Raw genomic sequence first — 24,124 nt, 5'->3', positions numbered from 1 at the left:
GAGGACCATTTGAAACGAAAAAACGCCCACTGCGAACCGGCACGCGGACTAGCAGAGCCTACTCTCTCCGAAGAGTGACGGCGCATCGTGTGCGCCGGGTAGCAGGGAGGCGCTCGACAGCACTTCGCGCACCGAAGCGAACTGGAAATCGCCCAACAACCGCATCAAGCGTGCCTCGCATCGATGCAGATTGGTGTAGTGACGAAATTGCGATAGTTTGCCTGCCGGAATCCGCGGCTGATCGTGATCGGTCTCCCACGGATGCAGATAAAAGATGAACGGCCGCCGTAGGCGGTGGTTCAATTTGTTAAGTCCGGCACGTGTGAGCCAGAAAGGCAGCAGCCGGAAGTATCCGCCGCCGGACACTGGCACTTTCACTCCGAGTAACGATGCAGTAGACATCGGAAATTCCACCAACGTAGCGCCTTTGGGCGTAAGGATCGGCCCCGGAACCTCTTGGGCATCAGGGATGCCGTAGACATCATGGCGGATTGGAAAAATACTGGAGTCGTATTGGAATCCTGCTTCCTTAAGAATATCGAGCGCCCACAGTGAACGTTTGGTGATCGAATAAGTGGACGCCCGATAGCCGAGCACCGGCGCTGCGATAAGGTTCTCAAGTAATGCCTTGGACTCATAGGTTTCCGCAGCGAACTCCGCAGGAGATTGGTTGAACACCAGCTTGTGACTCATGCCGTGACTGGCCACTTCGTGGCCGCGGGCGTGGATCTCGCGAATTAGCTGAGGACTCTTCTTCGCTACCCAGCCCAGCACGAAGAACGTGGCCTTGATACTTGCGCCATCGAATATGTCCAGCAGCCGGCGTGTGCTTGAGTCAGCACGAAACTCCATGTTTTCCCATTGCGATCGATCGATGGAACCGGACAGAGCAGCGACGTGGAAATAATCTTCTACGTCTACCGTCATAGCGTTGAGGATAGTGGACGCCGAACGCACTGATCAGTTTCCTTGTGGGATCTGATCTACGGCGAACTCAGGCCCGACTGGAGCATTGCGCAACTCGCCGCGGCTAATCGCAAAAGAGAGCCAATAGCGATTTTCGGTGAAGCTCGCGTCCGGCAGATCGCCGTCGCGGTCCGCGTACTCGTAGCGCAGACTCATCGACACATGGCCGCCGAGACGCCAACGCAGACCGACCGTCGCGTTGGTTTCGTCGTAGTCTCCGGGCTGCTCGAAATCGCTGGACACGAGCGAGCCACCCAACATCAGCGATATGCGCGAGGACAGTTCGCGGCTCAACTGCGCAGAGTACGTCATCGTGGTTTGATCGAGCAGCGGCTGTTGGTCGAAGGAACGCTCATCCCACGCGGCTGATAGACCGAGTTCCGTGCGCTGACGCGACCACACCCAACCGAGCGTCGCGAAGTCGTGCATGAACGGCTGCACTTCCTGGCGGCCGGGAGCGGCACCGATGTTGGCACCGGACGCATCCTGCGTGGACGCAAAGGCACTGGCGGAGTTGGAGAATTCGCGACCGGCCCATAGCGTCAGGGTCGTCGAGGGCGACAGCCGCCGCATCACATCCACACGCACCAGCGGGCCGTCCTCTTGCTGGTCCGACGCTTCGTGGTCGAGTTCCGTGTAGCCAACTTCGATGCCAACGTGCGTGCGCGCGCCGAGCCCCTCGTAGCGAAGGAACGCCTCACTCTGCTCGTAGTCCGCGCTCAGCGCCGCCTCATCATATTCGACTTGCTGGAAACGCGCTTGCGCGGACAGCGAGTTCGACGTAGACAGTTGACGGACCAGTGCCAGCTCCCCCGACAGGGAACTGGAGTCGAGCGGTGAGTCCTCGTAAGTCGCGAGCGAATAGCGAGCGCCCAGTCGCACACGCGTCTGCGAGCCAAATCCCACCGTGAAGTCCGGACCGGTCGTGAAATAATTGATGTTCTCGCGATTCTCCGGCGTCGCGGGCACAAATGGATCGCTCAGTACTTGGCCGAAGTTGTCGGTAAAGACCCATTCGAAGCGTTGCGGCACGAACGCGAAGCGCGCCTTGCCAGTGAAGTTACCCAGCACCTCGGAATCGAACGTATTGTCGAGATACTCAGCGTAGGCCAGATCGCCAACCAAGTCAGCGCGCACGTGCGAGCTACGGTGGTCGACGGAGAATCGCGTACCGACCGAAGTGATGTTCTCGTCGATCTCGTTCACTTCCGTGCGCCGTATGTTGTCACTGTGACCAATCCCGACGCTGACGTCGTACGCAACCTCCGCAGCGACAGCGCTTGCAAGAGTCAGGCTGGCCAGGAAGACCCATACAGCTCGGCGGGCGCCAGCGCGAAGCATTGCAGTGCCAGTTGCCATCTTTAGTATCCACCCTTGCGAAATTCTGGCGCCCCGGACCAGGCGCGAGCGATCAGGAGGCTGCTGGTGCCCCGCCGACGTCGCCATATGAGCCGTAACCGTAATAACCACTCGAGGGCGGTGTATTGGCCTGATTGAGTATCAGGCTAACCGGCTTGTCTGTGCCGATGATGTCGATCGCGTCCAGCACCGCGCGCTGCGGCGTGACATCCGCCCGCACCACCAGCACTACTTGACCAATATGGTGAACGAGCGCGCGTGATTCGGTCGAGAGCAGCAGCGGAGGCGAATCGAACAGCACGATGCGCCCGGGTTTCCCGAGCTGAGTCACTACCTGTGTCATGCGCTCGCTTGCAAGCAGTTCGGTCGCAGTGTTCATCGGCTTCCCAGCGGATAGCATGCTCAATCCTGGCACGTCGGTCGGCAAAATAAGCGATTCGGCATGCAGACTGGAATCGACCAGAAGGTCGAGCAACCCAGGTTCCTCATACAGTCCGAACAGTCGCGAGACGTGCGGTTTGGCGACGTCGGCGTCGACCAGTAGGATCTCGACGTCCTTTTCCAGAGCCATGCTGAGAGACAGGTTGATGCTGGTAAACGTCTTACCTTCACCCGGCAGCGCGCTCGTCAGCATGATCAAATGCGCGCTCGGAATAGAGGCGCCGCTCTTGCCCTGCGCCGAGCTGATCAGTGGCCGCTTCACCTGCTGATACTGGCTGGCGATCGCACGTTCGCAATCCACCGGCGCAAGTAATTGCATGTCTCTCAGGATGTCGCGATCGATGTGCAGCGTGCGACGCGGCACTGGCAAATTTTCGGGTGTTGGCATGCCGCGGATGACGACACTGCCTGAGGGCTGCGCATTGATGATGCGCGCGGCGGGCACCGAGGTTTGATGCGATTTTGCGTCCGTGATTGCGCGCGATTCCTGTAATTTCTTCAGGGCACGTTCTACCAGGCTCATGCGTACCTCATGCACCCGCCGCCGAACCGAGTCGAATACCCATGCGACTCAACTGCAATACGACAACTCCAACGATGAAGAGGGCTGCGACCGCGGCGGAATAACGCCAATACGAATGGCGGATTTCCCGACGTTGGCGCTCGAGCCAGCTCATGCTGATCACCCCCAAAACCTGGAGACCTGTGACCTCGCCCAAACCGCGCGCAGAGGTGAACACCGGCTTGAGCGTATGCAGGAGAAGGGCTACGCCGGCACCCGCACCAAGCGCCAGGCCAAGCACGCCGATGATGAGGAACGAGCGCTGCGGTGATACTGGACTGAACGACGCCGTCGGCGGCTCGATGACGTCGAACCGCACCGAACCGCTGGTTGACGCTTCCTCGCCGAGTCTGGATTTCTCCAGACGCTCGACCAGTGCCGTGTAATTTGCCTTGGTTACGTCGTAGTCACGATTCAGGCGTGCGTACTCCGCCTCTACCTGCGGCATGGTATCGAGCATCTCGCGCAACTCGGCAACCTTGCCTTGCCGGTCGGCCAGCTCGCGCCGCAACGATGCGATTTCCACGTCGGTCTGGTTCAGCGCGAGCTGGATGCTCTGGTATACCGGATTGGAACTCGCGCCGCTAACCGCCGCCGCATTGGGATCGCCGCGGCGTAGTGCAGCTAGCTCCGCGTCGCGTCGTTGCTGCAACTGTTGCAGCGTCGCGCGCGCAGCGATCACGTCTGGGTGCTTGTCTGTGAACCGAAACAGCAGTTCATCCAGCTGCGCCTGAGTTTCTTTGATGCGCGATAGGGTGTCGCCGCTCGAACCCGCGCCCACGACACCGGTGATACCGGTTGCCGCTGCGAGCGGAGCTTCGCCTCGCAACTGCCGCTGCAACTCTTCGCGGCGCGACGTCGCGATCGCGAGCCTGCCCTGACCTGCGGTTACGGCGTCGATCTCCGTCTGCAGCCTGACAAAGTAGCCGCCCTGCTCATCCGGCATCAGCCCGACATTACGCTTCTTGAAATCGGCGAGGCGATCCTCGGCCTCACGTAGGCGCTTCTCATAGTCCTGGATTTGCTCGTGCAGGAAGCGTTGTACGTTCTCCGAGCCGGTGCGTTTGCCACCCAAGGTATTTTCGATCAGGTGCGTCTTGAGGATATCGACCACCCGCAGGCCGCGGTCACGGGACTGATCACGATACTGGATAGTATAGATGCTACCAGCCGCATCGCGATCATTACCTTCACCTGCGACCTGCACTCCGATCGCAATCCGATCACGCATGCCACTGAGCACGCGCGCACGTTGCTGCGCGCTCATAGTACGTACGTCCACCAGCCCGACCTCCTGCGCCACAGGATCAAGCTGCGGAGTAGCCAGCAGCGATTGCCGCACAAGGTTCAACTGAGCGTTGACATCCTGATCGAGCGTCAATCCGGCCAGCACCGGCCGAAGCGCCGTGCGTGTGTCGACGAACACGCGTGAGCTGGCCAGGAAAATGTCGGGCATCGCGAACACCGCGAGCCAGCCCACGATGGCCACAATCCACGCTGTAATTAGCGCGTACCGTCGGAAACGCCACGCGCCGCTCACGATTTCAAGAACCTGATCTAACAGCTCTTTCATCGTCAGAACCGCGACTCAGGGACAACGATGACATCGCCAGGTTTTAGTGCGATGTTTTGACGCATGTCGCCGTTGTTCACTAGTGCTGCGAGCTTCACCTTGATCTCGCGAGGTTTGCCGTTCTCGGTGCGCACAATCTTGGTACGATTGCCTGCGGCAAACGGCCCAAGGCCGCCGACTGCCAGCACGGCATCGAGTACGGTCAACCCATCGCGATACGGGATCGACTGCGGGCGAACGACTTGGCCGATAACCTTGATCTGACTGAACACGCTCGCCGGCTGCGTTACTATTACGTTGATCTGTGGGGAACGCACATATTCCTCAAGCACCTTTTCGACGTCACGCGCGAGCTGCGAGGGCGTCTTGCCTACGGCGACCATGTCCTCGACCAGTGGCGTCGAAATCTTGCCGTCAGGACGCACCGGAACCGTGACGGTCAGCTCAGGATTGCGCCACACGAACACCTGCAGCGTGTCACCAGGACCGATTATGTAGTCATCACCGACTTTGGCCTCCGCCGGAACGGTGGCAACCGTGGTCGGCAACATGGCCGCTGACGTCGTCGATGGGGGAGCCGACTCGGCCGCTTGCACTGCTGACCAGCCCAGCTCGCACACCATGGCGAACATAACCAGCAGCATTTGACCAATCGCCGCGCAGGGGCGGGGCCATTTGGCGGATATCGAGGTCATGATCATTACGTGTGTGGCCCGCGGCGCCGGGCCGAGCATCGCAAGCCTATCAGATACCTGTGCTACCGGCGGCAGAGATGTCCCAGCTTTTGGCCGATACGAACGTCGTCCTTAAGGCACGATCTCAGTGGTGGACAGCGAGGTATGCGGTCTCCTCACCCCTCCTCTTACCCACCGAGTTCCGTCAATAGCTTGCGTACTTCGGTCGCATAATCAAATTCTGGAACCAATAGCAGCTTTCTTAGTGAGTCACGAGCCCTATCCGGCTGGCCGCTTTTCGCCAGAGCAACCGCATGGTGGTAGTGCATTTCGGCGGAGGCCCCAGGCGCGCTAACCGCGCGCTCGAGTATGGGAAGCCCGTCGGATACATGACCTCTTTCAACCAAGATCCACCCGTACGTATCGGCGATCGCCGCCACGTCCGGAGAAAGCTCGTAGGCCTTCTTCGCCGTCGACTCAGCTCTGGCGTCTTTTGCTTCGAAATACAGCCATGCGAGGTTATTCAGCACCATGGCGCTGGCCCCACCGCTCTCCACTACCTGTTCGTAGTGTCGGATCGCGGCGGCGGACTGCCCTTGCACCATTAGCCCTTGCGCGAGAATCATGCGGGCACCGACGTCGGCCGGCTGACGCCGAACCCAGTCCGCGAGCAGCGTCGTCGATCCCGGCTTGCGAGCAAGCTCTTGCGCTCTGTAACTGCGGATCGCGGCAGCACTTGACGGTGCGATTCTGTAGGAAGTCTTGAAGGCGTCGGACGCAGCCAGCGCGTCTCGCAACTCGAGTAAGACGTCACCCTCAAGGAGGGAGACCATAGCGCTGCCTGGATGAGTCTTCTTGAGTTGTGCAACACGTGCCAGCACCTGATCCTTGCGGCCTTCCTTTAGATCGAGCGCGATCATTATCGCGTTCGCCGGAATGGAGTTCGGATCCAGATGCAATGACCTGTGGATCGATTCGCGCGCGCCAGTATTGTCGCCACGCGCAAGTTGCGCGCTCGCCACCTCGAGCAACCACGACGGGTTGCCCGGCTCCCGCTGAGCTGCAGCCCGAAAAAGATTCAATGCCTCGTCGTAGCGCGCTGCTTTTAGATAGAGCCGACCGGTCATTACAGCCGCCGTCGCGCTGCTATCCGCCAGCACCTTCAGTTCTTCGAGTACCTCGTTCGCCTGGCGCGTCTGACGTTCATTCAAATACAGCGCGGCAAGAAACAAACGCGGCTCTACAGCTTTGGCATCAAGGCGCCGTGATTCCTCTAGTTGAGCGGCAGCCTCCTTAACATTCCCCTTCCGCAGCGCCAAGCGAGCGAGTGAAATGCGTGCGGCCTGATACGAGGGATCCATGGCCAGCAATTCTCGCAAGACTTTGGCGGCCGCTACGTCGTCTCCTGCCGCCATTTCCAATCGAGCAGCGTTTGACAACGTCCCGACGTTGTTCGGGTCCAACGCCAGCGCCTTGCGCACCAGATCGCGAGCCCGAGAAAAGTTGCGGTGCTGCGCGAAGAAGGCTGCAGCGACGTTGAGCACGCGCGCATCATTACCGTCGGTAGATACGATTCTTTCCACATCGCGCTGCACGGCCTCATAACTTCCTCCCTTGGCGATGGCCGCAATCACCGAACGTTCCCGACGCACGTCGCCCACACGCGGCGGCAACGTATCGAGCAAATCGATCGCATCCTGCTGTTGGCCAGCGCTGATATAGGCCAACGCGAGGTCCAGCTTGAGATTCTCGTTGTTCGGCTGCGCTGTAGTAGCTTTCTCCAGCAGATCGACCACAACCGCGTGGTCGCCGCGCTGGAGATTTGCCCAGCCCAGCATTGCATCGACTTGAGGATCGCTGCTGGCTGCCTGCTGTGACGGCGCGAGCACCTGCATAGCCACTTCAGACCGTCTCAATCGAAGATTCGCCTCTGCCAGCAATCTGCGCGCTTCGATGTTCTCCGGCGCCTGCTGCACCAGCTCCGACAATTGAACCTCCGCTTGATTCAGACTGCCATTGGCAAGCAACGCCGCGCCGAGCAGCAGTCTGCCCTGCGGTAGCTCCGGAACTGCAGCAACCACCTTCCGCGCTTCCGCCACTGCCGTGGAGTAGTCTTGTTCCGCCATGGCGATGCGTGAGGCGAGTAAGTGCACCATTGGTGCATCTCCGGCTCGCCGGCTTAGCTCACCGAGAGCCTCTCGTGCCGCCGTGACATCTGCGGCGGCAAGCTCCGTTTCGACCAGCACCGACAGTAAGGCACGGTGCTCGATAGCAGTAAGCTCACCTCCATCGACTCTGCGTGCTGCCGCTAGAGCTTCGTTCGCCGCCTTGAACTGACCAAGCCGCGCAAGAACTCGCCCCTTCAGTAGCCAAGCATGCGAATCGTCGGGATGGTCCACGAGAATCTTGTCGATCTCTGCGAGCGCGGCATCCAACTCTCCACCTTGGGCGAATGCCTCAGCGAGGCCGAGTCGAGCCCGGATCGAGGTCGCATCAGCGGCAAGCGCAGCATTGAATGCTTCGATGGCCGCGGCGCGGTCGTTGCTCCCCAGCAGTGCGAGGCCGCGATACGTCAATGCCTGCGTCGAATCGAGCGGGATCGATCCTTCATCAATTCGCTTCAGCAAGCCTGTGTAGTCACCCTGGGCGAGATCAATCTCCGCCGTGAGCACGGCCGCATCCTCGGCCGGCGCCTGGGATTGTATGGCGCGCTGCAATTCTTTCTCCGCTCCCTGCAAATCGCCGATTCGCAGCGAGACCCGCGTCAGCATCAACCGGGCGGAGACGTTGTCGGGGTCAGAACTGAGCGCGTTCTGTAGTTCAATGACCGCCGCTCGGTCGTCGCCAGATGCGAGGTAATTTTCGGCCCGGGCGACGCGTTCCTCTCCCGTGATGAACCAATCGCAACCCGACAACGCCATCGCACACGCGAGCGCTGTAGCACGCAAGATCGGGCACATTGTCTCGCTTCTCATTTGTTAACCCGGGGCGTGGAAGTAATTGGTACGGGAGCAGCAAAGCCGGTCAGTATCGCTCGCGCTTCATCACAATCGAGACGGCAGACGGAGCGCAACGCGATCACGGACGACGACGCTCCGCCACGGATCGCAACCAGGCCATACCGGAGCTGCGCCACGATACCTCGGTCTGTTCTATGGGTTCCGACCTGATAGTAGTATCGAATCACCGACCGCTCCTGCGGGCCTTGAACGATCAGCTCCGTGATAGGATGGTCTGCATACTCGCGCGTCGAAGCAACAACCGTGCCCTCTCCGGGTCCGATGAACGCATTGCCATACCCCACCAGCTCCTTGCCTTGATATTGCAGGGCGTAGCTCGCGACGAACGCTTGCACACGCAAGCCGTCGCGGCTCGTGTATTCGCGCCTTGACGTGTAGTCCGCTCCAACGAACACAGGATTCCACGCCGACGACTCATCTGAAATGAGTGACCAACTTCCCGAAGCCTGCGGCAGCAACGCATCGATCGACGGTAGCGCCGCCGGCTGTACTGGCGTCAGGATCTGCCAGCTCGGCGCAGCCATAATGGCGATCAGGGCCATCAACATGCCCAGAACAACCCTGCTCCATGACGGCACCGATGCTGCCGCGAAACCTGCAGCCTGCGTCGTCTTCTCGGCCGGCGGCACGAAGCGTCGGGCGATCACGAAGAACACGGTCATCATCACTGCAAACACGACCCAACCGAAATTGTAGTGTTCGACCCGCACCAGATAGTGCTGCATGTTCGTCAAATAACCAGCGACGACAATAATGTAAACGCGCAACCAGTTCGTCAGCAACGCGAGAGCGGCGGCGATTGCGGCCAGTTGCACACGAACCTTTGCACTGTCACGCCCAATCTCACCGTAGAGTGTCGAAATGGCCAGCGACACGATGAAAAAGTGGATGCCGCTGCAGCCGCCCGCCACCTCGAACACGCCGGCGGCGAGATGCACAAAGTTTCCCTCGACGTAGGCCGGGATGCTGCTGAGTTTTAGTAGGAACTGCACCGCCACAACGGTCGCACCCTGCAGCAGCGAGTTCGCCTGATCCCAGAGGGGGATCGCAAAGATGAGATATCCGATCGGAAACCACAGTTGCAAGGCGATCAACCTCCCGAAGACCGCCCACACCGACAACCACAGTATCGCGAGCAACAGCAACTGGTGCGCGAGTTCTATGCCACTGCGCACAGTGACGATCCAGACCAGTCCCGCCAGGAGAACGAACAGCGCCGCCGGCATGCTCGGCCGACAGAGCTTACCGATGAACTGGTCGCGTTTACGCAGCACCAGCCATAAGACTAGGACGGCAATCGCAAAGCCGTGCGTATAAGTAGTTTTTGACGTATCGCTCCACAACTGCAGCAGCGAGTCAGAACTGGGCCAATGCAGCACAAACACGCCGGCTAGCAAGGCCACGATCGCACAAGCCAAGAGCCTTGCACGACTCGCCGAACCAGCGCTCGATGGCAAATATGAAGTCGAGCCTTGGTATGTTGATACGGGTTGCGGCATCGATCTCACTGCGGTGACCGAATTCCGTACTTCTCCATTAGATCATATAGCGTCGGCCGACTGACCCCGATCATCTCCGCGGTCCTGGAAATGTTGCCGTCCGTGATGATCAAGGTCTGTCGGATCGCCTGCCGCTCGGCGCGCGCGCGCACTTCCTTCAGGTTGAACAGCGATGTGCCGTCGACGGCTTCACGCAGGCCCAAATCCTCCGCAGTGATCTGCGTTCCTTCGGCCATGATCATCGCGGTCTTAACCTTATTCTCAAGCTCACGAACGTTTCCAGGCCACTCATAGGCCTCGAGCGCGGCGATGGCTTCCTCCGTAAATCCCCGCTTCGGCCGACCATGAATCCCTCCGAACTTTCGCAGCAGAGAATGCGCAAGGACGGTTGCGGCGCCCGGTCGGTCCCGCAGCGGCGGCACGTTGATCGTAACTTCGCCGATGCGGAAGAAGAGATCCTGTCGGAACTGCTGCGCAGCAATCTGCGCCTGAAGATCCTTGTTGGTCGCGCATACCACACGCACGTTGACCGGTATCTCCTCGCGGCCGCCGACACGTTCGATCACCCGCCCCTGCAGGAACCGCAACAGCTTGGCCTGCAATGCCAGCGGCATGTCGCCGATCTCGTCTAGGAACAGCGTACCGCTATTGGCCATTTCCACCTTACCAAGGGTTTGCTTGACTGCGCCGGTAAACGCCCCTTTTTCATGACCGAACAATTCGCTTTCGAGGAGTTGCTCGGGAATCGCGGCGCAATTGATTGCGACGAACCTGCCAGCCGTGTGCGCGCTCTGGTTGTGAACCGCGCGAGCCAGAAGTTCCTTACCCGTCCCGCTCTCGCCGAGTATCAACACCGATACATCTGCGGGCGCAACCTTCTCCACCATCCTGCAGACCTTGAGCATGGCCTCATCGGTGGCTATCAATCCTTGGAATGGCGTGTTGTATTGCGCCTCCCGCAGTTGCCGATTCTGCTGTTCCAGCGCGTGGAGGTTGAACGCTCGGCTGACAAGCAGGCGCAGCACATCGGTGTCGACCGGCTTCTCGTAGAAATCGTAAGCGCCCAAGGAAACGGCCGTCACGGCGTTGTCGCGGTCGTGGTTGCCTGTGACCACGATCACCTTGGTCTGAGGCGCGATATTCAGAATCTCCTTGAGTGTGGCCATGCCCTCGCCCACGCCTTCCAGATCCGGCGGCAGACCCAGATCCTGCAACACCACAGGCGGCTCGAAACGGCGCAATTGCGCAATCGCTTCGTTGCGAGTGGACGCCATGAGCACTTCATGATCGTCGAAGCACCACTTTAGTTGCCGCTGCAGTCCAGCGTCGTCCTCAACGATGAGCAGCCTAGGCTTGGTGTCGTTCACGATAGGGTCCGGCTCGGCAATGGGTTAGCGTGTTGAGCCACAATCAGAGTTCCGCCACATCCGTAGACGACGGCAATCCATGTCGACTATCGACCGTAGCGGACGGGGCGCTCGAATGGCTCCGTCGGAAGGGTAATCGAGAATCGCGTTCCGCGACCGGGACTGCTCTGCACTTCCACGTATCCGCCGAGCATCTGCACGTACTCGCGCGTCTGGTATGCGCCAATTCCCATGCCCTTAGACCCCTTGGTGCTGTCGAACGGGCGGAACAGGCGCTCCCGCACGAACTCGGCGTCCATGCCCTTACCGTTGTCAGTGACTGTCAGTGTCGCGACGTCCGCTCCGGACGATAGCCGAACCACAATTTCGCCCGCCGGTGCGGCATCCTGGGCATTCCTGATGATGTGTTCGACGACCGCCGACAGGCGCTGCGGATCAGCCTTGACGTGAATCGCCCGCTCTTCCGTGTCGAACCGCGGCACTGGCGCACGCAGACTGCAGCGATCCACCGTGTTGCGCACCATATCGTCCAACCGAATGATCTCCACCACATGCCCGGCCGTCGACTGCCGCAACTGTTCGATCAATCGGGTCATGCGATCGACCGTGTTGTCAATGGTTTCGATGGTGTCGTCCACGAACTCCGGATTGTGCTTGTGCCTGGGTGCGTTGGTCACGATGAGCTGTAGCTGCGCCACGGAATTCTTCAGGTCATGCATCATGAACGCCGTCAGCCGGTTGTAGGCTTCGAACTGCCGACTTTCCGCTAGGCGCCGGTCGGCATCGTGTTGCGCAAGTTGTGTTGCAACGTGCCTGCCGACAGTCTTCAGCAGGTCGCGATCCTCGTAAGTTAGCTCGAATGGCGGCGGCGGGTCATACAGCACGAAGAAGCCGAACAGCCGATCCAGTTCCGGCAGCGGAGACACGATACGCAGATCTACATTCCGGGCCAGCCATGCCGGCAGTTCGATGTTTTCGTAGACGTCGGGCATACGTTGGTGCTCGTGCAGATCGACGATCCACTGACGCTTGCGGACGAACTTCACCAGATCGCAATCGTTGCAGAGCGGCGCGAGGCCGCTTACATCATCCAGCTTCATTGGCCAAGCACTGACAGGGACGAACTGCCGCCCGCGCTCGTCGGCGACGAACAAGAGTCCGGCCGGGCTATCGAAGATCTGCGCAACAGCACGAATCGCAGTGCGCCGGGCGTCCTCTTCGGTTGCCGTCGAAAGCGTACGAATGAATCGCAGCCACTCGATTCTGTAGTCGTACTTGTTGCTGTAGAAGTGCTTGCTAATGAATACGAGCACCTGCCGTCGCAGGACACCGGACAAGAGGAGAAATCCCAGCACCACCGCGGCACCGGCAAAGAAAAGAATCTGACCTACTGCGCCCCAGTCTCCGCCGAGATCGCGCATGACGTATCCCGTAATTGCCATCGCGATCAGATAGATGCCCACCGCGACGAATGTGGTCGTATAGAAGACCACCTGGCGCGAGACGAACACCTCCAACGACCACTGCGGATTGCGGCGCGCCGCCAGAGCAATCATGGGAACAGCAAGTGCGGTGACAATCCCTCGAACGATCCAGGCATCGATGGAAATGCGGCGCAACAGTTCGGCCTGGGAATACAGAAACAGGTCGTAGGCGAACATGCCTCCGATACCGAGAACGACGTAGCGCAGCGCGTTGCGTCCCGCGTGTGATGCATTTCGGTAGATCTGCTCGAGCAGAATGAGTACGCACAGCGTCAGCAGCAGCCCTGAACGCGACAACAGCATCGACCCGCTGCCGAATCCCGGCAGCCACGGCGTCGCCAAGGCGAACACCAGCAAACCGATCCACAATACGTGCGCGCCGGTCAGCAACAGCCGCGGCGCCGTCGGGCGCGCAAGTTCGGTGAGTACCAGTATCCAGACAGCGTCCCGCAGCACCTCGGCCACGTAGACGACAAGGAGAGGTGCCGAACCCAACCGGGCTTCGACGGCGAACAGAAATGCCCAGACGCAAGTCGCAGCGCACGCGCCGATCAGCCTTGCACCAACTCTGCGGCCGCGCCAACTGATCGCGAGCAACAGCGTCAGGAATAAGAAGCCGAGTCCTGCGATCGCGTAAGTCGCCACTCCTGCATTGCTCATGGAAGAACACCCGAAACACAGCTCGCGCGCCGGATGCCGGTGCACGCCACCCAGCTCACACTAGCGTGCACCCTTGCCCCAGACGATGACTTCCACTGTCTGCAGAATGATCGCGAGATAGAACAGCAATGAATGATTCTTCACATAGAACAGGTCGTACTGCAATTTCTCCGCGGCGTCCTGTTCGGACGAGCCGTACGGGTAACACAACTGCGCCCATCCCGTGATACCGGGCTTGATTGTGTGTCGTTCCCGGTAGTACGGGATGCGCTCGTTCAACTGTGCAACGAATTCAGGACGCTCAGGGCGCGGACCAACAAAGCTCATGTGGCCGCGCAGTACATTGAGAATCTGCGGCAACTCGTCGATGCGGGTCAGTCGGATGAACGACCCAACCTTCGTAACGCGATTGTCGTTCTTCTGCGCCCACTGCGCACCGTGGCGCTCGGCATCCTCACGCATGCTGCGGAACTTGAGAAGCTTGAAGGGCCTGCCATGCTGCCCCACCCGAAGCTGTCTGTAGAAAATGCTGGCACGCGGACCTTCCGTGAGCTTGATCGCCATGGCGGTCAGCAGCATGAACGGCAACGCCACGACCAGCAGAATCAGGCTCGCGAGCACGTCGAATGCGCGCTCCAGGGTGCTGTGGATTCGTCCCTGGCGGAACCCTTCCGAGAAAATCATCCAGCTCGGATTGAGCACGTCGAGCCGCACCTTGCCGGTTTCGCGCTCCAGAAAACTGATGAGCTCAATGATTTCGATCCCTTCCAGCCGGCATTCAAGAAGCTCGTTCATCGGGAACTGACGTCGGCGATCGTCCATGGCGACGACCACTTCATCGACCTCCAGGCTGCGACAGATACCGAGCAACGAGTCCGAAGAGTTGATTCTCGCTGCCTCTGGCACGCCATCGGGATCGTCGCCACCCGCCGCGACGTAACCTACGGGCAGGAATCCACGACGGTCCGAACGACGACGTAGCCTTGCGATGCTCTGCGCACGTTTGCCAGCACCATAGACCAACACGCGCTTCTTGAAGACATCCTCATCGGCAACCCGGTCGAAGATGATCCTCGCGACTGCCGCTCCGACGAAAGAAAGCACAGCGGCCGTCATGAGCAACGCACGCCCGACTTGCAGCGCCGGAAACAGGTAGAAGATCACCGCTATCAGGAGAACGCCGCCCACCATGCTGGCCCCCACTCTCGCAAGGACGCCAGTCAGGCGCGAACGCTGACGGGCGTTGTACAACCCCATGGCAGTCCCCGAAAGAAACAGCGCGCCGGAGAACAACAGGGCCTGCGGCCATATCTCTGGAAGGAACGGATTTGCCGGGCGGATCGCCGGATCCAAACCCGTCAAAGTGGCGGCATACAGAGCAAGAAAGAACAGCGAAGCCTCGACGAGGGCAAGAAGGGCAAGTGGAAGCTGCCAGTAGTGCTGAAAGATTCTTATTGCCACTTCGTCCGGTGCCTTTGGTAAATGCAATTGCCTAGCCTCAGGCAAAAGCCCGTAGACCGGCAAGAAAACCACTTGAGGATTCAGCGCGTTGCGCAAAGCAGCGGTATGGAACCCGGCCTGCCCGCATTCAGCAAGCGGACCGAAGTCTAATCACTCCACCCTCACAACCGCGTGAAGGGTTTCACACGAACCTACTGTCAAATCGCCCGCGCTCGTGGTCTCTGGTGGCGGACAATTGACAATCATTCGCATTTCCATTTAGATTGCCCTCACCCATCCTACCGGGCAAGCGCATGTACGTCTGTCTTTGCAATGGCATCAGCGATCGGCAGATCCGCGAAGTCGTGGATCGGGGTGCTGGAACGCTTCCCGAAGTGCAGTGCTATCTACCGGTGGCAAACTGTTGCGGCCGCTGTGAAGACACGGCTCAGGAAATCATTTCCTGTCAGATCGAATCTGCAAGCCGGCCGGTCGCCGCCTGAACTGATTTGCATTCGCCCCTTCGTTCGTATCTCAAGGTAAATCCTCGGGTTTTTCTCTTCTCACACATTGCCTGATCGCACCCGCTCGTCCAAGATCCGGGCTCCTCGATTCTCTTCGACGAACCGGAGCTTCGGCCGTGAAAGGCAACGCAACCATCCTCAAGCACCTCAATGCGGTCCTCAAGAATGAGCTGACTGCGATCAACCAGTATTTCCTGCATGCCCGGATGTTCGACAACTGGGGGCTTAAGAAGCTGGGACATCATTCGAAGGAAGAATCGATCGACGAGATGAAGCACGCCGACAAGCTGATCGAGCGGATTCTGTTTCTAGATGGCCTGCCGAATCTGCAGGACTTGGGGAAGCTGCTGATCGGGGAAAGCGTGAAAGAGGCGCTGGAATGCGACCTCAAACTGGAAATGCAGGCGCATCCCGACCTGCGCGCAGCGATCGCAGACTGCGAAAAGACCAGCGACTACATCAGCCGCGAGATCTTCGAACGGATCCTGGAATCAGAGGAAGAACACATCGACTGGCTCGAGACGCAGCTCGGACTGATCGAGCGGATCGGCATCGAAAACTATTGCCAGATGCAGGTCGACAAATCCTGATCCTCACGCAATCGTCTTGGTCGCCACGTTGGACAGCGCGCTTTCGTATCCCGTGCTGTTCACAGCAACAACCGCAAAAAACCAGGCGCCTGCACTGAGATTCTCGATCACGTAGCTACTGACCGATGGGTTCGTGATCGACACCGATTGCGTCAATTCGTCGGCCGAACGTCCGTATCGAATCGTGAAACCCGCCAGATCGGTAAGGCTCGAGCCATCGGTATTCTGCGTCGGAGACAACCAGGACAGCGCCGCGCTTCCCGTGGCGACAGCGGACACGGTCACGGAAAAGGCAACCAAGGATGCTTCTGCCTGACCATCCGATACGGAAATCCTGATTCCGGCAAACGTTCCCACGTCCCCTGCTCCGGGCGTACCGGTCAGCCTGCCTGTACTGGCGTTCAGCGACATCCATGCCGGCAGATTGGCGGCAGTAAAGGACAACGCGTCGCCATTCGGATCGCTAGCCGCGACTTGGAAGCTGTATGTCTCGCCCACGACAATTGCCGTCGCCGGCTGACCTTGAATCGTTGGCGCCGAATTCGTGCCCGTAACCGGCGGAGGATTCGCCTGAGGTGATGAACTCGTAGCTCCATCCCCGCCACCACAGCCGGTGATCAACGCCGCGACGAAAAGAATGAGAAAAATCCTGGGCTGCACTCGTTTACCAACTCCCTAAAGTCGAGACGAAAACATTGAGGTGGTGAATTACAAATGTCGTGCCAACGCTACTGATCCGCTTATTTCTTTAAAAATCATATGCTTGTAATTTGGATGTCCGCAGGAATGTCGCCAGCAGCCCACAGCTGACGTGCAACAGGCACGCTGAAGGAAACAACTTATTGAATGGAAAAGGTTTCCTGACGTCGCGAAGTCGCGACATCAGTGGGCGCGGGAATACGTAGTTTCGACTAGGAGAGAATGACAAGCGTCGAGACGGCCGGAGCGGGTGCTCCGCAGACCTTGGGCGATGGGCGCCGAAATCTGCTGGCAGGTTGACCTGGCGGCCATTAATGGCGTCCCCAAAGGGATTCGAACCCTTGTTACCGCCGTGAAAGGGCCGTTAAGACAGTCCGGAGCGGACCGGCATAGTCCAGAATGTGACTGAAATCCCTAGAAATACAGTATTTTCTATCCTACACTGTCCAGCATAGTCCGGATCGGTATTTTTCCCATGATTTTCCCATGGGCCCGATTCGGCGATCGGACGCGCCGTGGCACGGGTCAAACGCAGCAACGAACTCTCCTCGATTGAGGCTCGGCGGAAGCTCCGAATCCGACCTGAGCCCTATTTCATGGTCATCGAGAAGGGACTGGCGCTGGGCTATCGCAAGTCCTCGGCCGGGAGTGCCTGGATTGTCCGCCGATATGACCCCCTCACCCGCAAGAACGCCGAGAGCCGGCTGGCGAAAGCCGACGACAACCGGGACGCCGACGGCATCGAGGTTCTGACCTTCAGCCAGGCGCAGCGCCTGGTGATGGCGGACACCAAACACAAAGCGGAAGCTGCCGCCGGCAAGCACTACACCGTCGCCGATGCCGTGGCCGACTATGTCGCCTGGGCGAAAGACAACAACAAGAGTGGAGACGACACCGAAGCCAAGCTCAGGGCCTACGTGCTCGAGTCCGATCTGGCCGACAAGCGCCTCGGCGATCTCACCCCGGCCGACATGGACACCTGGCTGAGCTGGGCCCTCAAACGGCCGCGGCGTTTCAAGGCGAAGACGCTTCCCACCCCTACCCCGCGCGCCTTCAAGAAGCCTCGACCACCGAAGCCTGAGAAGAGGAAAGCCGATATCCCGGCACTGTCCACGGATGAGCTTCGCCGCCGCCGCCGGTCCACGGTCAACCGGATCATTACGCCTGTGAAGGCCATGCTGAATCACGCCAAGAGTCGCCGGAAGATTGCGACCGACGATGCGTGGGCCAAGCTCGGCAAGTTCGCGCGCGTGGACTCCGCACGGCTGCGCTGGCTCACCGAGGCCGAAGCGGTACGCCTGCTGAATGCGAGCGCTCCCGACTTCCGGAAGTTCGCCCAGGGCGCACTGATGTCCGGATGCGGCCCCGGTGAACTCGCTCGCGCCGAAGCGCGCGACTTCGATCCACATTCCAAGACGCTACTGGTCACCGACAAGACGCGACCGCCGCGCCGCGTGCCACTGACGGATGACGGCGTTGCCCTGTTCGAATCTCTGACCGCCGGTCTGGGTGGACACGATCTCATCTTCATGCAGAGCGATGGCCGCCCATGGAAGAAGATCGACTGGGTGCGCGCGATCAACGGCGCCTGCGGGGCCGCGAAGATTTCGCCGCCCGCCACGTTCTACACGCTGCGTCACACCTACGCATCGCACCTGGTGCAGAAAGGTACGCCGCTGATGTTCGTCGCGACGACGCTGGGCCACAAAGACACGCGCATGGTGGAGAAACACTACGGCCACTTCGCCCACTCGCATGTCGCAGAGTCGATTCGCGAGCGGCTGCCATCGTTCGGCATCACCGTGGACAAGAAGGTCCAGGCACTGAAACCGAAATGAGAATTCCAGATTTGGGGGCAAGGGTTCCCCAATAAGCGAGGCGCACGGCCCGTTGCAGCGGTCCGGCGCCTCTAACCACAACCGCACTTAAAGGGAGTGCAGATATGGCTACACGCGATAGTAGACCGGCAAGGCGTTCAACGCCCGTTCGCCGCGTCGGCAACGTCCTCCATCTCTCGATGCCCACTCGGCCGACTGATTCGTCGGCAAAGCCGGATCAGTATCGGCAGGACATCTGGGACAGCTTTCCGCATCTGCGCAAGCCTGCCCCGATGCTCACCGTCCATCCCTATTTCGAGACACAGGAGTGACAATCATGTCGAAGACCAATCGAAAGAGGTCTGCTCAACCGGCAAGGCCCAATATCGATTCACCAAAGCACGCGGGCGCTGTGCAACTGGTCAAACTGCAACATGATTTGATGATGGCCAAGGGAATCGTGTCCGGCGCGATCGATACGCTGTCAGCAGAAGAAGGAGGCGACCAGCACCCGACGTTTGCATTGCGCGCCGCTGACGAAATTCTCAGCAGAATCGCTGACCAGATGGACCCCGCGATGTTCTGGCGCACCGCCGAAGCCACGATCCGCGAGGCGAAGGCGCTTGTCAGTGGGGGTCATGCTCATGGCTAACAGAAGCGCATCGGCTGCCGAGTGGCCGGAGATGACGAACATTGAGCATCCGGGCAATGACCAACGCTGGTGCAATGCAGACGGCGGCGGCTGGGTGGATGCACTTGAGCGAGCATGGCCGGGGGTGCGTGTCCTTCGTTTGGATTTTGAGTTCGACAATCGCCAAGATCACAGCGAACGCTCGGGCCGAATGACTGTCAATTTGAACGTCTCTGGAATTCCTGATGCGTTGATCGCTGCAGGTCTGGTGAGTCGCACAGAACTCGATTCGCTACCACCGTGCGGCGTGCGAGGTGGCAGAAGAAAGATCACCAGATCCAAGGCAACCGGGCGCATTCGTGTCGAGTCCTTCATCCGCGACAACGATGAAAAGGACTTTCCGGCGTTCAATGTACTCGTCAGTGCATTGTCGCCGCTAATTTGGAAGCCGTAGGAGTTCGGAAAAATTTCGAGCCCCGCCGACGAAAGTCGCGGGGCCTCCCTCACAAATCATTTCAAGGGACTCAGCCCGTTAGGGTCGGGCCGATTCGATACGGGTGAAGTTCATATGGCAATGGGAAACAAGTTGTTCGCTCTCGCTGAGCGTGAGTTCAAGGCAAATCGTGCGGCGCCGGTGCGCCAGAAGTTTCGCGGTCTCAAGCTCAACGTTGGCAAATACGATGAGGGATGGGACCGCAAGCGCGGCGCGGCCGTCCGCATGATGGCCGTCGTTCTTCGTGACGACGATCAGGCTCTATACACACGCGTGAGCCAGAGTCCCGGCTTCGCGAAGACATACACCGACGCGGCGTCATGGCTTCAGCGCGAAGCGGACTATCTGCGCCTGACGGCAAGCAAGTTGGATGTCGCCGCGTCGCGCCTGAAAGCTGTGCTGGATCGCTGCGAGGATTCGGCTACGTTGACGGCGAGTTGATCAGAAACCATCGCGCCTAGGCTCGCTACCGAAGACCCGGAAACCCTTGCCGGGCTGGCGCGGTGTCCTTTCCAAGGGATGCGCAGAGGGGTAGCGCAATGCCGAAAAAGAAGGCAACGATCGATGGGCTCGATCCATCGATCTACGCATCGTTCGATAGATTGGTTAGCGAAACATCTTTGGACGAGGTGTTTTATCCCATGGACGAACGAGGCATAGATCCACGCTCCCCGTTCTTTCATCCCCTACATCCAGAGCACGTCCCGCCGGGAGGCCTGTTGGCCATTCCATTGGATGTTGACATAGATTCTTTGCGCTCGTCACAGACCCGCAGAGTCGCCGAGCACTTGAAGCTGGTGAAACAACACTCGGCCCTAGTCGCCACTGCGAAGGAGGCAAGCTTCAAAGCCGCGGCGCGCACTTTTCAGAATCTCCAAACTCGCCGAACGTCACCTGAAGGATATCGCCACGCTCGCGCCGAGTTCCGCTTTCTCAGGATCGCTATTCTCGCCATTGGATCATTCCGCCTAACCGGCGGATACACAGACCCCGAGCCGACCGCGCCGCAGAGAGAAGCAGCTGCGCGTCACATCGATTCAGTGGTACGTGATATCCAGAAGCTCGGTGTCGGATTCCATGGAGATCCGGTACGAACATTGCTGCTAGAGCATGAACTGCGCAGCCTCAAGCAGCATGCTGACAAACAGCGGAGAAGGACGCGCCGCGACAGTAGCTATCCATACCGCGCGTTCATCGCTCGCGTAGCCGAAGATCTGCACTCAGCATTCGGGAACATCTCGCCAGGGATCGTCAAGCATCTCGCGCAAGCGGTTGGTTCGCAGCTGGGTGAGAGAGTTATCGAAATGCAGCTTGCGGAGTTGAGGCGAAAGAAATCGAAATGAATTTCCCTCGCTTTCTTTCGGTGAAGGAAAGGAGCATTTGTTGGCGCTCGTTCCACCGTTCTCGCTTCCACCCTAACCAGCAACGATTACCCCGCGCCTCGGACAACCAAGACCGTTCATCCCGAACTGTCGCGTCGCTCCAGAGGTTTTCGAGGGTTCAATCACATGGCTGCTCGCCCCCCGAACTCCGATCTGCCAGCAGAGGGGTTCATCAAGATCGCGACTGTTCTCCGAGTCTTCCCAGTTTCAAAAACCGTTTGGTACGAAGGCATCAAAGCCGGCCGCTATCCTAAGCCGGTCAAGCTGACTGGAAGCTCAAAGGCAGCCGCGTGGCGCGTTTCTGATATCCGCGGTCTGATCGAGCGCATGAGCGCCCAGGGCGGGTGAACATGCCTAACAGCAAATGGGCCGCCCCGACTGGCAGCCCGCAAGATCAGCAACACTGCACAACTGAGTCTAGCCATCACGGCGCTGCACTCAAGCCCCGCGCCAAGAAACTTCGACTGCTTGACGCTCTTCTGACCGGTCCGAAGACCTCCTTCGAACTCGAGAAAGCGCCGGTCTTCGATCACTGCGCGAACTCCACGGTCAGCGAGTGGCGCAAGCAAGGGATCGACATCCGCACGGAGATGGTCACGGTTGCCGGCTACGGTGGCGAGCCCGCGCACATCGCGCGGTATTCGTTGGCACCGAAGGCGATCGAACAAGCCACCCGGCTGACCCGGATGTTCGTATCGCGACATGAAAGCCTCTGACGTTCCGATCCATGGCGCGTCGCTCTCATGCCAGCCGCCTCGGAGTTGCTCGCGGCGAGCGCTACGCGCTCATTCCAGAGGAACTCATGGAATCTGAGGCCTATCACGCACAGCCGGACTGGGGTCGAAGCGTGCTCTTTGCGCTCGCGTCACGATTCAACAGCCACAACAATGGCGACTTGTCTTTGCCGTTCAGCGAAGCCAAGCGGCTTGGCATCACCTCCCAATGGAAGTTGTACGCCGGTCTGCGCTTGCTCGAAGGCGCCGATCTGATCGTGTGCACCCGACGTGGTCATCTCTCACGTGGCACGAAACTCCCAAGTCTCTTCGCTTTGACCTGGCGCGGTATCGACGTGTTCGAGTCCGTTCAGTTCGACCCCGGCGTTGCGACTTCGCCCGTGCCATCCCATACGTGGGCACGCTGGAAACGACCGGCCGATTGGCCCGAGTTCGTACGGAAAACAGCGCGTCTCATGAAGGGGCGCAAGGGCGATGACGGCCCAATCCTCGCCCGAGGCAAGAAAAATCCACACACCACCCATGGTGGAGCGGGCCGCTCCCGCCGTGGTGGAGCGAGGAACCGCAATACCGCTCCCACCATGGGGGAGAAGGAACTGCCCTTTCTCGCTCCCACCGTGGTGGAGGCCTCTAAGACTCAGGGGGTGGGGGCTACGCAGACTGAGGGTGATGGTCCGAAACCCGAGGCAGTGAAGGAAAGCGATCGGTACGAGGCGACAGAGCCAGAAGCAGGTTTCGCAACTGAGAGGGGACCGTCATGAGCGACGCCGACCTGGCCCGCGAGGCTGCCCTTCGAATCTCTGGCGCACAGGAGGTCGCATTGGCCCTGGGCGAGCTAGCTCAACTCGCAAGGGAGCTGCCGTCACCCAGAGCACAGAAGCTGTCGCGCGCATTCATCCTGCTGGCCGAATGCCAAGCCGCCCTCATGGGCGGCGATTCCCTGCCCGACGATCCTCAGTGCGCCGAAGATCGTCAAGTCAGTCCAACGGAAGTCAACGTCGAACGCTTTCTCCACTTCTGGCGCTTGTTGCAGGACGCCGAGGCCGGCGAGCGGGCCAAGATTGTCTGCAGTCGAACAGGCTGGTCGCAATCGAAGTACTACCGAATCCGCACCGATGCGATCGAGCGCGGACTCATTTGACGTGCGCGGCTCCATTCTCACTTTTCTCATTTTCGTTGTGCACGTGGGAATGGCGCCTTGTAGCTTTCGACGTCGTGAGATGTGAGGTTCCCATGAGCTTAGCGACGGTCGCGGCACAACTGTTCGTTGCAGAGGCGCGCGACATTCTCGCCAAAGCGGATGAACAGCATCGCGACCTCTCGGAGTTCGAGTCGGGCCGCGTTGAGACGTTGCTGGAAGTGGCGGAGCGTTTCTCACGCAGCGCTCCGGGCGTCATCGCGGCAGACGAGCTCCATAGCGCAAGGTACTAGCAGCGGTGGCACGAAAGCACACAAATGCCAAGCCTTCGAGGCGCCGCGGCGAAGTGCCGAAGCAAACTCCTGCGAGCGCCCACGCCCCTGCGGCTGCTTTGGTGTGCGAAGTCACATCACGCGAACCTGCCGAGCAGGAGCGACAGTTTGCTGCATTCACTCAGCGGCCGAGTGTCAAAGCCGGCATTACGATTGCAAGCTGGAACAACAGACGGTTCCGCAATGCCAACATCAATGAACTCGTGAAGGATCTCAGCGACCAGGGGGCGAAGGCCTCGTCCGGGGACTTCAGCCGGCTGGAAAGCATGCTCGCTATTCAGGCCCATACCCTCGACGCGCTGTTCAACGAGTACGCCGTGCTTGCGCAGCTCAACATTCGAGAGCACCTCCCTGCGTCGGAGTCATTCATGCGTCTGGCACTGAAGGCACAGTCACAGTGTCGCGCGACCATCGAGACACTCGCCACGGTCAAGAATCCACCGGCGGTGGCCTTCGTCAAGCAAGCAAACATCGCCAGTGGTCACCAGCAGGTGAACAACGGAGTAGGCAGTACCGCGCGCGGAACATCGATTCAAGCAAACGAACTTTTGGAGTCACATGAACGGCTGGAGCGTCGAACGTCGCAAGAAGCAAGCTTTGGCAATTCGAAGATGGCAACCCTGGAAGCGATCCACGGGACCAAGAACGCCGGAAGGAAAGCGGGCGTCGAGCCAGAACAGTTGGAAGCACGGCGCGAGGTCGCATGAGACGCGAGAAGCACGACGCCTGATCGCGAGTC

At 59.6% G+C, this 24,124-nt stretch carries 24 protein-coding genes; 13 read left to right on the top strand and 11 right to left on the bottom strand.

What is annotated here, in order from left to right:
- Positions 1-48: 48 nt before the first annotated feature.
- The 10 genes from V7D81_RS00175 to V7D81_RS00130 all read right to left on the bottom strand — a co-directional run bounded on the left by V7D81_RS00175 (position 49) and on the right by V7D81_RS00130 (position 15,162).
- Positions 49-927: an XrtA system polysaccharide deacetylase gene (locus V7D81_RS00175; protein WP_324313678.1), complete on the bottom strand. Its 879-nt coding sequence runs from the start codon at positions 925-927 to the stop codon at positions 49-51.
- Positions 928-960: 33 nt separating this feature from the next.
- Positions 961-2,172 (bottom strand): outer membrane beta-barrel protein, encoded by a 1,212-nt coding sequence (locus V7D81_RS00170; protein WP_324313676.1) that lies wholly within the window; start codon positions 2,170-2,172, stop codon positions 961-963.
- A 205-nt stretch (positions 2,173-2,377) separates the two neighbouring features.
- On the bottom strand, positions 2,378-3,289 hold the full coding sequence (locus tag V7D81_RS00165; protein ID WP_324313674.1) for a P-loop NTPase: 912 nt from the start codon (positions 3,287-3,289) through the stop codon (positions 2,378-2,380).
- A gap of 7 nt (positions 3,290-3,296) precedes the next feature.
- Positions 3,297-4,901, bottom strand: coding sequence for an XrtA system polysaccharide chain length determinant (locus V7D81_RS00160; protein WP_324313672.1), 1,605 nt, complete (start codon positions 4,899-4,901; stop codon positions 3,297-3,299).
- A 2-nt stretch (positions 4,902-4,903) separates the two neighbouring features.
- The gene (locus tag V7D81_RS00155) at positions 4,904-5,596 is read right to left on the bottom strand and encodes an XrtA/PEP-CTERM system exopolysaccharide export protein (protein WP_324313670.1); all 693 of its coding nucleotides are present in this window, start codon (positions 5,594-5,596) and stop codon (positions 4,904-4,906) included.
- A gap of 167 nt (positions 5,597-5,763) precedes the next feature.
- Positions 5,764-8,550, bottom strand: coding sequence for an XrtA/PEP-CTERM system TPR-repeat protein PrsT (gene prsT / locus V7D81_RS00150; RefSeq protein WP_324313668.1), 2,787 nt, complete (start codon positions 8,548-8,550; stop codon positions 5,764-5,766).
- Positions 8,547-9,998, bottom strand: coding sequence for an exosortase A (gene xrtA, locus V7D81_RS00145; RefSeq protein ID WP_324313666.1), 1,452 nt, complete (start codon positions 9,996-9,998; stop codon positions 8,547-8,549). Before xrtA ends, prsT begins: the two co-directional genes overlap by 4 nt.
- Before the next feature lie 101 nt (positions 9,999-10,099).
- Entirely contained in the window at positions 10,100-11,461 is a 1,362-nt protein-coding gene (prsR, locus tag V7D81_RS00140) for a PEP-CTERM-box response regulator transcription factor (RefSeq protein ID WP_324313665.1), read from the bottom strand.
- Positions 11,462-11,547: 86 nt separating this feature from the next.
- Positions 11,548-13,605, bottom strand: a complete 2,058-nt coding sequence (prsK, locus tag V7D81_RS00135; RefSeq protein WP_324313664.1) for an XrtA/PEP-CTERM system histidine kinase PrsK — start codon at positions 13,603-13,605, stop codon at positions 11,548-11,550.
- Between the two features lie 60 nt (positions 13,606-13,665).
- Positions 13,666-15,162 (bottom strand): TIGR03013 family XrtA/PEP-CTERM system glycosyltransferase, encoded by a 1,497-nt coding sequence (locus V7D81_RS00130; protein WP_324313662.1) that lies wholly within the window; start codon positions 15,160-15,162, stop codon positions 13,666-13,668.
- Between the two features lie 197 nt (positions 15,163-15,359).
- On the opposite strand from V7D81_RS00130, the gene V7D81_RS23160 reads away from it, so the two are divergent.
- Positions 15,360-15,548, top strand: a complete 189-nt coding sequence (locus V7D81_RS23160; RefSeq protein ID WP_442958323.1) for a (2Fe-2S)-binding protein — start codon at positions 15,360-15,362, stop codon at positions 15,546-15,548.
- Positions 15,549-15,685: 137 nt separating this feature from the next.
- Positions 15,686-16,159 carry a bacterioferritin gene (bfr, locus tag V7D81_RS00125; RefSeq protein ID WP_324313661.1) on the top strand — a complete coding sequence of 158 codons (474 nt, stop codon included), beginning with the start codon at positions 15,686-15,688 and terminating at the stop codon, positions 16,157-16,159.
- 3 nt (positions 16,160-16,162) lie between these two features.
- Here bfr and V7D81_RS00120 read toward each other — a convergent pair whose 3' ends face one another.
- On the bottom strand, positions 16,163-16,819 hold the full coding sequence (locus tag V7D81_RS00120; RefSeq protein WP_324313660.1) for a putative Ig domain-containing protein: 657 nt from the start codon (positions 16,817-16,819) through the stop codon (positions 16,163-16,165).
- A 635-nt stretch (positions 16,820-17,454) separates the two neighbouring features.
- Between V7D81_RS00120 and V7D81_RS00115 the strand changes: the two genes are divergently transcribed.
- The 11 genes from V7D81_RS00115 to V7D81_RS00065 all read left to right on the top strand — a co-directional run bounded on the left by V7D81_RS00115 (position 17,455) and on the right by V7D81_RS00065 (position 24,092).
- Positions 17,455-18,696, top strand: coding sequence for a tyrosine-type recombinase/integrase (locus V7D81_RS00115; protein WP_324313659.1), 1,242 nt, complete (start codon positions 17,455-17,457; stop codon positions 18,694-18,696).
- A gap of 316 nt (positions 18,697-19,012) precedes the next feature.
- Positions 19,013-19,327, top strand: a complete 315-nt coding sequence (locus V7D81_RS00110; RefSeq protein ID WP_324313658.1) for a hypothetical protein — start codon at positions 19,013-19,015, stop codon at positions 19,325-19,327.
- On the top strand, positions 19,320-19,760 hold the full coding sequence (locus V7D81_RS00105; RefSeq protein WP_324313657.1) for a hypothetical protein: 441 nt from the start codon (positions 19,320-19,322) through the stop codon (positions 19,758-19,760). Before V7D81_RS00110 ends, V7D81_RS00105 begins: the two co-directional genes overlap by 8 nt.
- Positions 19,761-19,874: 114 nt before the next feature.
- The gene (locus V7D81_RS00100; protein WP_324313656.1) at positions 19,875-20,240 is read left to right on the top strand and encodes a hypothetical protein; all 366 of its coding nucleotides are present in this window, start codon (positions 19,875-19,877) and stop codon (positions 20,238-20,240) included.
- A gap of 98 nt (positions 20,241-20,338) precedes the next feature.
- Entirely contained in the window at positions 20,339-21,142 is an 804-nt protein-coding gene (locus V7D81_RS00095) for a hypothetical protein (RefSeq protein ID WP_324313655.1), read from the top strand.
- Between the two features lie 165 nt (positions 21,143-21,307).
- Complete coding sequence (locus V7D81_RS00090; protein WP_324313653.1) at positions 21,308-21,529, top strand: helix-turn-helix transcriptional regulator; 222 nt, start codon at positions 21,308-21,310, stop codon at positions 21,527-21,529.
- A gap of 2 nt (positions 21,530-21,531) precedes the next feature.
- Positions 21,532-21,897: a helix-turn-helix domain-containing protein gene (locus V7D81_RS00085; protein ID WP_324313652.1), complete on the top strand. Its 366-nt coding sequence runs from the start codon at positions 21,532-21,534 to the stop codon at positions 21,895-21,897.
- An 86-nt stretch (positions 21,898-21,983) separates the two neighbouring features.
- The gene (locus V7D81_RS00080) at positions 21,984-22,676 is read left to right on the top strand and encodes a hypothetical protein (RefSeq protein WP_324313651.1); all 693 of its coding nucleotides are present in this window, start codon (positions 21,984-21,986) and stop codon (positions 22,674-22,676) included.
- Positions 22,673-23,056, top strand: coding sequence for a hypothetical protein (locus V7D81_RS00075; protein ID WP_324313650.1), 384 nt, complete (start codon positions 22,673-22,675; stop codon positions 23,054-23,056). Before V7D81_RS00080 ends, V7D81_RS00075 begins: the two co-directional genes overlap by 4 nt.
- A 92-nt stretch (positions 23,057-23,148) precedes the next feature.
- A complete protein-coding gene (locus V7D81_RS00070) occupies positions 23,149-23,346 on the top strand; it encodes a hypothetical protein (protein ID WP_324313648.1) in 198 nt (65 codons plus the stop codon).
- 5 nt (positions 23,347-23,351) lie between these two features.
- Complete coding sequence (locus V7D81_RS00065; protein ID WP_324313647.1) at positions 23,352-24,092, top strand: hypothetical protein; 741 nt, start codon at positions 23,352-23,354, stop codon at positions 24,090-24,092.
- Positions 24,093-24,124 lie beyond the last annotated feature (32 nt).

This window comes from Povalibacter sp., from assembly GCF_036735925.1.
In the GTDB taxonomy this organism is placed as follows: domain Bacteria; phylum Pseudomonadota; class Gammaproteobacteria; order Steroidobacterales; family Steroidobacteraceae; genus Steroidobacter.
This window is presented reverse-complemented; position numbering and strand designations above follow the sequence as displayed.

Coding starts and splice junctions, on each gene's coding strand:
- V7D81_RS00080 (WP_324313651.1), top strand. CDS start 21,984: ATGGAATCTGAGGCCTATCACGCACAGCCGGACTGGGGTCGAAGCGTG.
- V7D81_RS00115 (WP_324313659.1), top strand. CDS start 17,455: ATGGTCATCGAGAAGGGACTGGCGCTGGGCTATCGCAAGTCCTCGGCC.
- V7D81_RS00075 (WP_324313650.1), top strand. CDS start 22,673: ATGAGCGACGCCGACCTGGCCCGCGAGGCTGCCCTTCGAATCTCTGGC.
- V7D81_RS00160 (WP_324313672.1), bottom strand. CDS start 4,901: ATGAAAGAGCTGTTAGATCAGGTTCTTGAAATCGTGAGCGGCGCGTGG.
- V7D81_RS00175 (WP_324313678.1), bottom strand. CDS start 927: ATGACGGTAGACGTAGAAGATTATTTCCACGTCGCTGCTCTGTCCGGT.
- V7D81_RS23160 (WP_442958323.1), top strand. CDS start 15,360: ATGTACGTCTGTCTTTGCAATGGCATCAGCGATCGGCAGATCCGCGAA.
- V7D81_RS00155 (WP_324313670.1), bottom strand. CDS start 5,596: ATGACCTCGATATCCGCCAAATGGCCCCGCCCCTGCGCGGCGATTGGT.
- prsT (WP_324313668.1), bottom strand. CDS start 8,550: ATGAGAAGCGAGACAATGTGCCCGATCTTGCGTGCTACAGCGCTCGCG.
- V7D81_RS00100 (WP_324313656.1), top strand. CDS start 19,875: ATGGCAATGGGAAACAAGTTGTTCGCTCTCGCTGAGCGTGAGTTCAAG.
- V7D81_RS00090 (WP_324313653.1), top strand. CDS start 21,308: ATGGCTGCTCGCCCCCCGAACTCCGATCTGCCAGCAGAGGGGTTCATC.
- prsK (WP_324313664.1), bottom strand. CDS start 13,605: ATGAGCAATGCAGGAGTGGCGACTTACGCGATCGCAGGACTCGGCTTC.
- V7D81_RS00095 (WP_324313655.1), top strand. CDS start 20,339: ATGCCGAAAAAGAAGGCAACGATCGATGGGCTCGATCCATCGATCTAC.
- V7D81_RS00105 (WP_324313657.1), top strand. CDS start 19,320: ATGGCTAACAGAAGCGCATCGGCTGCCGAGTGGCCGGAGATGACGAAC.
- V7D81_RS00070 (WP_324313648.1), top strand. CDS start 23,149: ATGAGCTTAGCGACGGTCGCGGCACAACTGTTCGTTGCAGAGGCGCGC.
- V7D81_RS00085 (WP_324313652.1), top strand. CDS start 21,532: ATGCCTAACAGCAAATGGGCCGCCCCGACTGGCAGCCCGCAAGATCAG.
- V7D81_RS00110 (WP_324313658.1), top strand. CDS start 19,013: ATGTCGAAGACCAATCGAAAGAGGTCTGCTCAACCGGCAAGGCCCAAT.
- V7D81_RS00165 (WP_324313674.1), bottom strand. CDS start 3,289: ATGAGCCTGGTAGAACGTGCCCTGAAGAAATTACAGGAATCGCGCGCA.